A 12,871-nucleotide genomic window follows, 5' to 3' on the forward strand; every position below is an offset into this window, starting at 1 on the left:
GGCAGAGGGCAGCGGTGAGACCCCGCGCCGCCGTCAGGCGCAAGGGAACGCTCACCAAGAGAGAGGGCAGAAGGATAAAACTACTTCTAACTTATCCCTTTAGGTTGAATTCCTCCACTTCTTTAAGTAGAACAGGGCATAGTGGTGAGTCTAATTCTCCCACTATGCCAGTTACCTTCTGCCTTCTGCCTTCATTCTTCTGCCTTCGATTTAATTTCTAGGCTTTTTTTGATTTAAGGTTAAATGTTCAAAAATTCTAGCAGCGTCCGAGCTTCTGTGGCGATTAGCTTAGGTGCGATCGCAGGCTCTTTGTGCCGATATTATTTGGGTTTGTGGATCACGCAGTCGGCAGATATCATTTTTCCGATGGGGACATTTATGGTGAATCTTAGTGGTTGTCTTTTAATGGGATTTATCACAACCATTACGACGTCAAGATTGGCCGTAAGTCCTGATCTTGTGCTGTTAATGACAACAGGATTTTTGGGAGCTTATACTACTTTTTCTTCCTATGAACTAGATACTGCTAATTTACTAGAGCTGAAGAATTTACAAAGAGATTTAGTCTACTGGATTGGTAGTCCCTTACTCGGACTGCTATGCTTTCGCTGTGGTGTATTATTAGCTAACTTTGCTCAGCCAAAAAAAAATTAATCGCAGGATAAATTAAGAACCCATTGTGCGAGCAATCCAAATACCTAACTCTATGGCAATAAATCCTAAAACAGGACTTCCTAACCAATAGATAAATCCCGTTACATTATCGTGGCGTCGAAATAAAATTGCTGAATCCAAAATATAACTAGAAAAGGTTGTATAGGATCCGAAAAATCCGACTATTATCAGTTTTTGCATCGCGAGGGGAAAATCATATCTGGTTGCTAAGATTGACATGAAACCAATCAAAAAAGCACCTGTGATATTCACAAACAAAGTTCCATGGGGAAATGCTCGACCTCGTTTCTCAATCCAGAACAAGGTGACATAGTAACGACTTAAGGCTCCAAGTATTGCCCCCAAACTAATTGCAATTGGAATCGAAATCATCAGCTAATCAACTGAAATACATAGCTAGAAATAAATTGTACAATTCTCAAAAAATTAAATGGGGTCCGTTGGCGATTCTCGAATTAACATAACAGGACAGGTAGAATGTCGGATAATATCTTCTGACACACTGCCCAGTAAAAGTTCTTGCCAAGCTTTCTTGCCATGAGTCCCCAGAATTAAAATATCAGGCTTAATATCATTAATGGCTTTGATAATCTCATGCTCCGTATTGCCCTCCAAAATAAATGATGATACTTCCAGATTGTCTCCGTATAATTTGACAAGTTTCTGCAAAAAGTTTTCTGCTTCTCGGTTCATTTGATATTTAATTTGGTCTGGAGATGTCCCAGAATCTGGACTATACAAAAGAGCAGGCGGATTGATATGCATCAGTAAAACTTGAGCGTTTAGAGCTTTAGCCAGAGCAAAACCAGTATCGGCCACCTTAAAGGCTAAAGGCGGTTTTTCCACTGCAATCATAATTTTGGAGAACGGCACCACGACAACCCCATTCCACTAATTCAACATGTCTGCAACAATAATAATGCAATCATTAAAATCCAATTTATCTTAGAAGCCTGTTTGGTAGATCCGAAATGGTGAGAAGTCTTAAGGGATGCTGCGGAATAGTTACTTTAGAATTACAATAAATATTATAATATGTCGTCAGCATACAGCTCATGTATAAACTAAAGCTCACTACAGTCGGTTCATCTATTAATTAATTAAGGGGAATATGGTGACTTTTCCACCATAATTTTAGTTGGAAGTAATTAGTAAAATCACAACTTTAAATAAATGACTCAAAAACAAGCTTGTAATCATTGTGAAGGAAAAGGCTATACAAATATTCGAGATTGTGCTGGGGAAATTCAAAGGACAGAAACTTGTTCTTTTTGTTCTGGACTCGGCTATCAAGAGCAAGAACCGGAAGAAGAGACCGAAGAATAGTATTTATTGCCCAACTGTTCCCAACACTTCTCGCTTAGGGAAATAGGGATGTAGGGAACTAGCTTAGGGAAATAGGGATGTAGGGAACTAGGGAAATCTAGCTATTATTATTCCCCAAACCCCTAAAACCCCAAATCGTTAGGTTTTTAAATTCAATCTTTAAACGAAAAGTATTGCAACTGTCCCCTGTTCCCTTTACTTAAGAAGATTGCGGCGGAAAGAACTTCTTAAGAGATTCCATTCGAAATCCTGGCGCTTTATAATCTTCCGGCAGATAATCAGCAGGGATCGTAGTTTGATGACCATCTCGCACTGCTGAGTAATGAGGAGAAAGAATTTCAATATCAGCTTCATTACATTTATCTTGAATATTTTGGTGGAGTTGAGAATAGATAGCCCCCATTTTTTCTGGTTCCATGGTGTAGGCTTTCAAGGCATAACTAACATAAAAATCATCCAAACTGGTTTGCCAAACAAATGGTTCTGGATCTTGGGTAATTCCTTCTGTTGATTTGGCGGCGTCAACCAAAACTTGATAAACTTTGCGCCAAGGCACATCATAACCAAGGGTAATCGTAGTTTTCACAATCAAAGGCTGTTTAGTATCGCGAATCACTGAAGAGTAATTAGTAATATCGCTGACAAATAAACTAGCATTCGGAATTGTAATCATTTCATTGTCTGGAGTGATAATTCTAGTCGAGAGAATAGTTTTTTCCACAACTCGACCTTTTTGTCCGTTGGCTTGAATAATATCTCCCAATTGGAAAGCTCTAGTATAAATAAGGAAAATGCCACTGATGAAATTTCCAATTACAGTGGTAGACCCCAAAGTAATTAACGCCCCGATAAAAACTGATACGCCCTGGAATCCAGGAGAATCGGAAGCAGGTAAATAAGGAAAGATGAGAATACCGGCCAAAGCAATGATCAGAAACTGAACAATCTTGGCTGTTGGTTCCGCCCATTCGGAGTAAAAGCCTCTAATTTTGATTCTGCCTCTGCGAATTGCTTTAAAGAAAAACCGACAGAATTCAATTGCATAATAGGAGAGAAAAATGATGAGCCCAATAATTATTAAATTGGGTAAATAACCAAATAATCCACCAAAAATTAAATTAACTGAATTCCAAAAGGTATCTAGAAGTTGAATGCCAATCGCTCTGGTCCAAGGAAAGCAGCTTAATAAAAATGGAATATAAAGATATAAGATAAATAGAATTAGGAAAAAACGAATTATTTTATAGACTGTGCCCAGAGTCTGATTAATCTGGCTACTAGAGAGAAACTGCAAACCTTGAATATTGATGGAACTAACTCGTTGCTGTTGCCAGGTCTGAAAGCGCTGAAATAAAGATGGTAAGATGCGGTTTAAAGTGAAAATGAGGAAAATTGTCGCAATAGTGGAGCCTAGAGCCTTGAATAAATCTCTGACAACAGATTCTTGGGTTCTTGCTTCGCGATATTGACTAATGGCTTCTTGAATTTGAGAGAGACGTTGTTTACCCAATTCAGAAAGGGATAAGTCTGCTACTTCTGCATCTGCCTGCCCAAACCCCGTGATCAGTAGATCCTTTGCTTGAATGACCTGTAAGCCCTCCAAGTTATCCAACCTGAGAGAATCGATGAGAATAGAAGTATCTTGGGCAACTTTTTCCAAATTATTAGCCGTGTTTTTAGCTCGTTGTTCTGGGGAGAACTCCCCTAAACTAGCTTTGAACGTAAAAATGGCTTGTCCATCCAGTAAGACAGAAGCTTCGACTACTTCTTCGTCTGATTTTTCTTCGGAATCTTGTTCCTTTTCTTCTGGGGAATTTTGTTGATCGGTGTCGGTTTGTTCCTGATCGTTTGGAGCTTGGCTAATTACTAACTCTTGTTGCCTGGAGTTATATTCTAGAATTGGCGTCTCTTGCGCATTACCCTGAGCTGTCATGACGACGGTGAGGGAACAAATAACAATAATAGTTAAAATAGAGTTGAATAAAAAAGCTTTAATATTTTTCATGTTCTCGCCAGAAAAATTTCTTAAGCCTCATCATAAAGTTATTTCGACATTTTTTTCTTGAAGATATTTGATCATCTGAGCCCAAATGTAAACTTTATCTAAACGTATTCTGTTGGTCTAAAGGCAATTGGCGATCGCCAATTGCAAATTCTAGCAAAAAAAATTATCAATTATTTAGCTTATTTTGTAATTAGATGTAATCTCGCTTGTGAAATACTAGAAACATAGCATCTGCGATCAATTGCCCATCAAGACGCCAGCATTATGCCCTTATCCAAAATAATTGCTTTTATAAAACAGGAGTGGCATCGCTTTAATTACCTGCGAATAACGAATGAAGAAAAGCTTAGTTCCGAAGAAGAGCTGACTAATGGCTTTTTTCAGGAGATTTTGGGATCTAATTTCTCGATTTTACTTGCTTTAGCCACGGCCATTGCAACTTTTGGGTTACTCTCCAATAGCGCTGCCACCATTATTGGGGCGATGATTATTGCGCCATTAATGATTCCGATTATGAGTCTTGCCTATTCCTTAATTGTCTTCAATTTTCGTCTGATTAGCTATTCTCTGGTGCGACTTACTTTCGGGATTTTTTTGACTATATTAATCGCATTTTTGGCTACTGAGATAATCGGCTTTAAGATTCCTGGCTCAGAGATTTTAGCTAGGGCTGAGCCTACTCTACTAGATTTGGGTATTGCGATCGCAGCAGGAGTAGCTGGCGCTTTTGCCAAAATTCGCCGCAGTGTTTCCGATGCCATTCCCGGAGTAGCAATCTCGGTAGCTTTGGTTCCTCCCCTATGCGTTGTGGGTATTGGGTTAGCAACTAGTGATTTTGACATGGCAACAGGGGCTTTTGTACTTTTTTTAACCAACCTGGTGGGAATTATTATTAGCGCTGATGTGATTTTTCTCTGGCAATCCTATGGTAGCTGGCAAAAAGCGATTCGGCCCTTGCTGTTCTTAACAATCAGCATGATTGCGATTTCTTTCCCCTTGCATTTATCTTTCCAGAAAATGATTGCTGAAAATCGAGTTCGTCATGCTTTGTCGGAATATGAACGCATTTATGGAACTAATGTGAAAGGGTTTATTTCTTCTGTTGAGGTAAAGCTGGAAAACGACAAACTTTTAGTGGTGGTGGGTATCATCCGAGAGCCCAAAAGATTGAATGAGGTTGATCCTCAAAAAAGACTTAAGTTTATTCAACAATTTCTGGCGGAGAAAGTTGGTAAACCTGTACATCTCAAAATTAGATTGTTACCAGTTGAGATTATTGACTATGAAGTTGTCGCGCCTGGGACAGAAAATAATTAACTTCATATACTTAGAGGGAGTTGATCAAGCGGGTAAATTGTTAAAAAAAATCGAAGATTATTGCTATCGTCGCGAGGAAAAAGCTTGAGTAGAATGACGGAGAAATCACATCTCAATACTTCTCGTTTAAAGATTGACTTTAAAAACCTAACGATTCGGGATTTGGGGTTTTAGGGGTTTAGGGAATAATAATAGCTAGATTTCCCTAATTCCCTACATCCCTATTTCCCTAAGCGAGAAGTATTGAATCACATCTTTGATTGATTGCATCTTAAATTATATGGATTTACCCAAAATAATTGCTTTTCTTAAGCGTGAATGGAATCGCTTTAATTATTTACGAGCAACCCATGAAGAAAAGCTCCGCTCTGAGGAAGATTTGTCTAAGGGCTTTTTTCAAGAGATTCTAGAGCCTAATTTTTTCATCTTACTTGCTTTAGCAGCTGCCATTTCGACCTTTGGTTTACTATCCAATAGTGCCGCTACCATTATTGGAGCCATGATTATTGCCCCATTGATGGTGCCGATTATCAGTCTTGCTTATTCCCTAGTAATCCTAGATTTTCGTCTTGTTAGTTATTCCCTGGTGCGACTCACTTTTGGTATCTTACTAACTGTCTTGATCGCCTTTGCCGCTACTGAGATTATTGGGTTTAAGATTCCTGGCTCCGAGATTCTAGCTCGTACTGAGCCGACCTTATTAGATTTGGGTATCGCGATCGCGGCTGGAGTAGCTGGCGCTTTTGCCAAAATCCGCCGCAGTGTTTCTGATGCAATTCCAGGCGTGGCAATATCAGTGGCATTAGTTCCTCCCCTCTGTGTGGTGGGGATTGGTTTGGCAACTCGCGATGTTCATCTTTCAGAAGGGGCTTTTGTACTTTTTTTAACTAACCTAGTTGGAATTATTATCAGTGCCGATGTGATTTTTCTTTGGCAATCCTATGGTAGTTTCCAAAAAGCGATCGGCTCATTGCTTGTCTTAATGAGCAGCATGATTGCTATTTCCCTACCATTGAATTACTCTTTCCAAGAAATGATTGCCGAAAATCGTGTTCGTTACGCCTTAAATGAATTTAGTCGCAATCAGTCCAGCGAGATAAAAAGCCTAATTACTTCTGTAGATGTGGAGCTCGAAGGAGAGCATGTTTTAGTGTTAATTAATGTCATCCAAAAACCGCGACAACTTAATGAAGTTGACTCTACAGCAAGACTGCAATATGTCCAGAATTTTATCTCAGAGAAAATTGGCAAGCCTGTCCATCTCAAAATTAGGGTGTTCCCCGTTGAAATTATTGACTATGAAGTCGCTGCTCCCACTCCTGTTCAAGATGAGAGATAATAACTTAAAATTGTCTATTTTTACCTTAAGGAAGCCATTGAGGATTAAATCCAATCAGAGGTAATTGCTCTACTTGATGAGTAGCAGTTTGCTCCGAAGGAGGAATTAGCAGCCACATCCGACTATTAATCACGTCTGCCGACTCATTTTCCGAGGGCTCTGAGGTTGTTTCTAAATTAGTAGTTAATACCTGATCAAATAAGACTCCTAAACCATCGGGGGCAACACTAATCTGACTGTCTTGGTATTTCGGTAAAGCGAGCAAAGGGATAATTTCATTTGTTTTGAGGTCGATTTCTGCCAAATAGGGTTGTTCATAAAATTCTGGCTCAGAACGTAATTCCGTCAGCAAACAGTAAAGATGGGTTGCTGTTGGGTTAAACTGACAGTCAATAATCGAGCCTTCAAGATTCACTAATTCTTTCTCAATTCCTTGGTTATTGACGTAGAAAAGAGAACTGGTATAACGCAATTCGGCATTGTCAGTATTGTAGTTAATCATCGCTGCGGCCCGGCCATCACTAGAGAAACTAATCACTCTGCCAAATTTAGGCAAAAAATCTAGGGGTTGGGCATTAGGAGTTAGCGGCAAAAGAGCAATACCTTCTCCCTGAGCGATCGCCAGGGCTTGGCTGTCAGGGGTTAATAAAAAATCTCCTCCTTGGGAGTTTTCCAGAGGTTGCGCTATCTTATCAGCGGTAATTTTCCAAAGTCCAAATTCAGCAGGGTTTTGGCGGTTAATACGCTGAACAATAATGGTCTGACCATCTTGAGAAAGGTCGAATTTATTATTTTGGTATTCTTGATTGTCTAAGATTAATTCAATCTCAGATTTGGAATCGGCGGTTAATTCCTGATTGAGTTGGGTCGTAACTGTATATAGCTGTAATTTGCGAATGCTATCTAACTTATCTTCTGGCTTCGCTGCGGAGAAGAGAATGCGATCGCCTTGAGGATAGGCTTCAAAATCAAAAACCACCAGATCGGGCGGAGTCAAAATCGTTTTTTGTTGTTGAGTCCAATTGTAGAGAATTAATCTGCCGGTTTCTCCTTCTTGGTTACCAATATAGGCAAAAGCGCGATCGCGACTATGAAATTGACCAAAAAATGGCTGTATCTTAGCTCCTAATTCCTCGCTTCCCGTAAATTGTTGTTGTCCATCTTCGATAAAAATGCGATAGTTTTCGCCATAGGGTGCTGGTTGGTTTAGAGTATAGGCAAGTTTATTGCCTGACCAGCTGATTCTCCCTGGTAAAGGAGGTTCGATAACCAAGTTGGCCTCAATACTATCGTGATCCATAGGCCGATTGAAAGTTAGCAAAAATGAGCGATCTTCTCCGCCAATACTTTTATCTTGCCAGCTAAAGTTACTTACTTGAGGTTTGACTTGCAAAGGACAGTTAGTCCCACAAGTATTGGTCGCCCAGACCAAAGAAGCAATCAGAAAACTAAACATTACAATTGACGCGATCGATATTTTGTCTATAGTTTGCACTTTCATTTAATTAAATTATTAGTTTAAATTTTCTAAGACAGTCCAATGGGCGAAAGTAGCTGCTTGCCCGCATTTATGACCTGAACTATTCACGAGATTCCAAATAATTGCTTTTTCAATCGCAAATCTGGTTCCTGTACTGGAGATTCTCACCCCAGTGTAATTATCTATATAACCCTGTTGAGCTGCTTGCTGGAGCATTGCTTTTCTTGTTTCTCTATTCACTGGCTCGGCTGTGATCCTCGAAGGAGTTTGGGTTAGTTCCTCCCAGGTCATCGACCATAATTCTAGGGCTATTTGATTACCATAATTCAGGATTGGGTCTTCTTGAGTACCATGGGAAACCACGACAAATGGAGACTCAAAAAGAACTTGGGCTTGGTCTTCTTTAGTAGCATCTCTGGAGATTAATTGGTAGCCAAGAAAATGATTAAAACTATCTAGTAAAATTTGACTCCAATCGATAATTTGAGATTGCATCCAAAGGGCATGAGACATTATTTATAGTTAATTTTGCATAATTTAAGTTTGCACAAGCTCTATAATATTGCCATCACGATCCTTCGTAAATAAAGCTTGACGTCCCGAAAAACTTTTTTGGATAGCATAGCCATTATTGTGTAATTTTGCTTCTACCATGGCTAAATCATCGACTGCTAGGGCTAAATGGGGGTTTCTGCCCCATTTTTCAGGATTAATACAATTTTGATTGATAAATTTTTGATCTTCAATAATATGAATTTGATAATCTCCTAATTGATACCAAAGGCCAGGAAAGTTTAAATTACGCAGCGTAGATTGGGGCAAGTTCAAAATATCGCCATAAAAAGTTTTTGCTTGCTGCAAGTCTGATACCAAAATAGATGTGTGAAGACATTTTCTAATTTGCATTTTTGACTTATTACTTATTCGGTATTATTGGTTACCTATTATATGCCGCGGTCAACTCAGTTAAGTTAAATTACAAATGCTTACATTTAAACAGTCTTATTTTTTATAATTGGGGGTCTATAGAAGTATCTGATAAGCAAGCCTTGTAGACTTAATTTTAAGAACCTCAATATATTTTTAAGTGAATCATGAGCCATCGGCAAAAAAAGTCCCTCGTTTCGGTAGATAACATCTCTGGAATAGCCGAGGAAGACAAAAAGAAAGCTGATTTTTACTATTTTGCCTATGGATCTTGTATGTGTCCTGTAGACCTAAAAAGATCTCTTCTTGAAGACACAAAGGATTATGTAGTGGGAAAGGCTATTTTAGAAGGTTATCGTCTGGGTTTTTATCGCCGCTCAAGACTCCGTAATTGTGGTGTTTTAGATATTGTGCCAGACCCGAAGAATTCTGTGGAAGGAGTATTATACAAATTGCCTTGGCGTTTGAGCGATCGCTTAGATGAAAGAGAAGAGGTTCCCCAAAACGGTTATAAACGAGAATTGATCAGGGTGAAGCGGGAAGATCAACATTTTCATCAAGTTCGCACCTATGTAGTGGTTAACAAATTAGAGCAGGAAATAGCACCTAATGAATGGTATGCTCAGGTTGTACTACGAGGTGCTGTTACTTGTGGTTTATCCAAGGAATATTACTGGAAGTTATTTAACCATATACAGAAACTACAAATGAAAGCATAGGGCATAGTCACTAAAACAAAACAACAAGAAACCTAAATACTTTTCCTTTCGTCCCTGTCGATTAGTAGATGAAGCGTATATGATGGAACTCGATCACAGTTAAACGCAAAAATAACTAAGGGTCGTTAGCTTAATTTCTGGGAGGAAATAACTTACTGTGAAGTTACACTGGTTGTTATCAGGCATTTTAGGGTTTTTGCTTTGTGGCTTGCCAGCAAATGCTGGGAAATTAATGTCTTGGGATTTCGCCTCTCAGAATAATCGTTTAACATTTACGACAGATGAAGATGTCGAACCCCAAATTAAGCTCGTAGAGAATCCTACTCGTTTAGTAATCGAACTCCCAGGAACGACTTTAGGTCGCACGACGGTTAGGGAAAAATATCTGGGTTCGGTTAGAGGTTTTCGTGTTGGTCAGTCTTCTGAAGATACGGTGAGCTTAGTCATCGAACTGGCCCCTGGCTACAACATCGATTTAGATCGGGTCAAGCTAAAAAATAAAGATGATAAAAGATGGACGATCAAGATTCCCAATCCCCGAATTGCCCCCACTACAACAGCTGACAATTCGCTTGATTCTGATAATAATCGTCGCGTTAACAATAGAGGTCTCAACCGAAATCGTACTCCTATACGACCTCTTAATCCGACAAACAACTCGACAAACAACTCTCGTCCCATTGCTCCCACACCACAACCTGACAACACCTCCGGGAGCATCAATCGAGTCACCAATAGCTCTAGTTCCAGCTCTCCCTACGTTAAAGCAACTAGTCATGGTTTCTTCATTGACATACCTGGCGATCGCAGTAATCGAGTTAACTCAAAACGAAATGGCAATAGGATTACTTTCGATTTAGAAGATGTGACCTTGCCCGAGGATTTAGTTTCGCAATCGCTCTCTCCTGGACAGTATGGAGTTGAATCAATCGATTTTACCCAAACCTCCAATTCTTCAGCACGTATTACGCTCCAGCTAGCGTCCAATAGTCCTAATTGGATCGCTACTTTCAGCCGCATTGGCGGTTTAATCCTGGTTCCTAGAGGAGAGCTCCCCGTTACCAATGAGTCCAGTCCCGTTGTCAGAAATACACCCAGGAATACGTCAACTAATTCCTCCCGCAACAGTGCAAATAATCAGACCACGATAACCGCGATCGCGGTAGCCCATGATAATAGTCGTTTAATCATCCGTAGCGATCGCGGAATCACTCCCCAAACAAAATTTATTCGCAATGGTATTTATGAGATTACGGTTCCCAATTCTAAATTAATCGAGCCTTTCCCCAATCCAAAATTAAAAGCAGGAAGTTCGATTACTCAGCTACGGGTCAGACAAGAAGGTGCGGATGTGGTTTTTGTGGTCACCACGAAGTTGGGTGCCAGTTTGGGCAATGCCGTTCAACAAACCAACAATCTCATCGCCCTACCCATTCGGGTTCCTACTCGAACCGTAGTTGATCGCACAACTAGTCCTCTAGTTCAACAACCAAGTAATGTGCCTCGCAACTCCCGACCCTTAGTAGTCATCGATCCGGGTCATGGGGGAAAAGATCCTGGAACCATTGGGATTGGGGGAGTTCAAGAAAAAAATGTGATCTTACCCATTGCCCTAGATGTGGCAGCAGAATTAAAAAAACAGGGGATCGAAGTCAGAATGACCAGAGACCGCGATTATTTTGTGAGTTTGCAAGGCCGGACTGATTTTGCGAACAAGATTAATGCGGACTTATTTGTCAGTATTCATGCCAATGCAATTAATCTTTCCCGTCCCGATGTCAATGGACTCGAAACCTATTATTATCAAAATGGTCGTCGTCTAGCCGAAGTAATTCACTGGAATGTTCTCAATGGGGTCAATATTAGAAATCGCAATGTGCGTCGAGCAAGATTTTATGTCCTCAGACATTCCAAAATGCCAGCAACTCTAGTAGAAGTAGGTTTTCTCACTGGAGCAGAGGATTCGGCTCGCCTAAAAACTGCCGCCCATCGTCAAAAAATGGCTAAAGCGATCGCGCAGGGAATTGTGCAGTATATTAGAGAAAAGAAAATTTAGGTCTAGGCTGAGTATATATACTATCCTTTAAATAACCCTTATAGATAATAATTCAATATAATCAATGGCAGCAACCAAAAATCGCAGAATTGGCCTATTTGACAGTGGTGTTGGCGGACTGACCGTCTTAAAGCAAATGTATCGCCGACTTCCTCAAGAGTCCATCCTCTATTTTGGTGATACAGCCAGATTGCCCTACGGAACCAGATCTCAAGCCGAAATCCTACAGTTTGTCCGAGAAATCATCGATTGGATGCTGACCCAAGATGTCAAGATGATCATCATGGCCTGTAATACGAGTTCGGCCCTGGCCTTAGAGATTTTACAAAAGGAATATGATATTCCCCTATTAGGGTTGATTCTTCCTGGCGCCAGAGCTGCGGTTCGATTAGGAAAAAGAATTGGGGTGATTGCCACACCGGCTACTGCTGCTAGCAATGCCTACCGCCAGGCAATTCAGGAGGTCGATCCCACGACCGAAGTTTGGCAGGTAGGTTGTCCTGAGTTTGTAATGTTAATTGAGCAAAATCAACTGCATTCTCCTTATACTAGGCAAGTTGCCCAAGAATATTTACAACCCCTTCTGGAACAGAAAATTGATACTCTAATTTATGGATGTACCCATTATCGCCATTTGGAGCATATCTTTCGCGTAATTTTGCCTTCTGCTGTCAAAATTGTTGATCCGGCAGAATATATAGTCATGGCAGCGGAAAAAGAACTGGAGTTAATGGGAATCAAAAATAATCAACCAGCTTTGGCAACACGCTTCTATGTTAGTGGTTCTTCTGGGGATTTTGCCCAGTTATCTCGACAATGGTTAGGTTATATTCCCCAGGTTCGTTGTCATAAACTACATATTCCCGTGGAAGTTAGGGAGCAGGAATTGAGAATTGAAAATTAACGCTTGCGGAGCTCTACCCAAAGGGTCCCGACCCCGCGCCGAACCTCTCTAAATCTCTCCTGAAAGGAGAGACTATATTGTTCCCCTTCCTGTAGGAAGGGGTTAGGGGTAGGTGGCGCAAGG

Annotated in this window: 13 protein-coding genes; 7 read left to right on the top strand and 6 right to left on the bottom strand. The window is 40.3% G+C overall.

What is annotated here, in order from left to right; translation table 11 throughout:
- Positions 1–243: 243 nt before the first annotated feature.
- Entirely contained in the window at positions 244–654 is a 411-nt protein-coding gene (gene crcB, locus XEN7305_RS01985) for a fluoride efflux transporter CrcB (protein WP_006507651.1), read from the top strand.
- Between the two features lie 12 nt (positions 655–666).
- On the opposite strand, the gene crcB (XEN7305_RS01990) is transcribed toward crcB (XEN7305_RS01985), so the two are convergent.
- Positions 667–1,047, bottom strand: coding sequence for a fluoride efflux transporter CrcB (gene crcB, locus XEN7305_RS01990; protein WP_006507652.1), 381 nt, complete (start codon positions 1,045–1,047; stop codon positions 667–669).
- A 54-nt stretch (positions 1,048–1,101) separates the two neighbouring features.
- The gene (locus XEN7305_RS01995; protein ID WP_006507653.1) at positions 1,102–1,530 is read right to left on the bottom strand and encodes a universal stress protein; all 429 of its coding nucleotides are present in this window, start codon (positions 1,528–1,530) and stop codon (positions 1,102–1,104) included.
- A 318-nt stretch (positions 1,531–1,848) separates the two neighbouring features.
- On the opposite strand from XEN7305_RS01995, the gene XEN7305_RS29250 reads away from it, so the two are divergent.
- Complete coding sequence (locus XEN7305_RS29250) at positions 1,849–2,001, top strand: hypothetical protein (protein ID WP_006507654.1); 153 nt, start codon at positions 1,849–1,851, stop codon at positions 1,999–2,001.
- A gap of 199 nt (positions 2,002–2,200) precedes the next feature.
- On the opposite strand, the gene XEN7305_RS02000 is transcribed toward XEN7305_RS29250, so the two are convergent.
- Positions 2,201–4,006, bottom strand: coding sequence for a mechanosensitive ion channel family protein (locus tag XEN7305_RS02000; protein ID WP_006507655.1), 1,806 nt, complete (start codon positions 4,004–4,006; stop codon positions 2,201–2,203).
- A 264-nt stretch (positions 4,007–4,270) separates the two neighbouring features.
- Between XEN7305_RS02000 and XEN7305_RS02005 the strand changes: the two genes are divergently transcribed.
- Positions 4,271–5,323: a TIGR00341 family protein gene (locus tag XEN7305_RS02005; protein ID WP_006507656.1), complete on the top strand. Its 1,053-nt coding sequence runs from the start codon at positions 4,271–4,273 to the stop codon at positions 5,321–5,323.
- 280 nt (positions 5,324–5,603) lie between these two features.
- Positions 5,604–6,662, top strand: coding sequence for a TIGR00341 family protein (locus XEN7305_RS02010; RefSeq protein ID WP_006507658.1), 1,059 nt, complete (start codon positions 5,604–5,606; stop codon positions 6,660–6,662).
- Positions 6,663–6,687: 25 nt separating this feature from the next.
- Here XEN7305_RS02010 and XEN7305_RS02015 read toward each other — a convergent pair whose 3' ends face one another.
- From XEN7305_RS02015 to XEN7305_RS02025, 3 genes are read right to left on the bottom strand one after another with little or no spacing between them, the layout of a single operon-like run.
- Positions 6,688–8,163, bottom strand: coding sequence for a hypothetical protein (locus XEN7305_RS02015; RefSeq protein WP_006507659.1), 1,476 nt, complete (start codon positions 8,161–8,163; stop codon positions 6,688–6,690).
- Positions 8,164–8,175: 12 nt separating this feature from the next.
- A complete protein-coding gene (locus tag XEN7305_RS02020) occupies positions 8,176–8,655 on the bottom strand; it encodes an MEKHLA domain-containing protein (protein WP_006507660.1) in 480 nt (159 codons plus the stop codon).
- A gap of 24 nt (positions 8,656–8,679) precedes the next feature.
- Positions 8,680–9,048 carry a VOC family protein gene (locus tag XEN7305_RS02025; protein ID WP_006507661.1) on the bottom strand — a complete coding sequence of 123 codons (369 nt, stop codon included), beginning with the start codon at positions 9,046–9,048 and terminating at the stop codon, positions 8,680–8,682.
- 188 nt (positions 9,049–9,236) lie between these two features.
- Here XEN7305_RS02025 and XEN7305_RS02030 point away from each other — a divergent pair, with 188 nt between their 5' ends.
- The 3 genes from XEN7305_RS02030 to murI all read left to right on the top strand — a co-directional run bounded on the left by XEN7305_RS02030 (position 9,237) and on the right by murI (position 12,748).
- Complete coding sequence (locus XEN7305_RS02030) at positions 9,237–9,788, top strand: gamma-glutamylcyclotransferase (RefSeq protein WP_006507662.1); 552 nt, start codon at positions 9,237–9,239, stop codon at positions 9,786–9,788.
- Positions 9,789–9,945: 157 nt separating this feature from the next.
- Positions 9,946–11,844: an N-acetylmuramoyl-L-alanine amidase gene (locus tag XEN7305_RS02035; RefSeq protein ID WP_006507663.1), complete on the top strand. Its 1,899-nt coding sequence runs from the start codon at positions 9,946–9,948 to the stop codon at positions 11,842–11,844.
- A gap of 64 nt (positions 11,845–11,908) precedes the next feature.
- A complete protein-coding gene (gene murI / locus XEN7305_RS02040; RefSeq protein WP_006507664.1) occupies positions 11,909–12,748 on the top strand; it encodes a glutamate racemase in 840 nt (279 codons plus the stop codon).
- Positions 12,749–12,871: the final 123 nt, after the last annotated feature.

The organism is Xenococcus sp. PCC 7305, from assembly GCF_000332055.1.
Taxonomy (GTDB): domain Bacteria; phylum Cyanobacteriota; class Cyanobacteriia; order Cyanobacteriales; family Xenococcaceae; genus Xenococcus.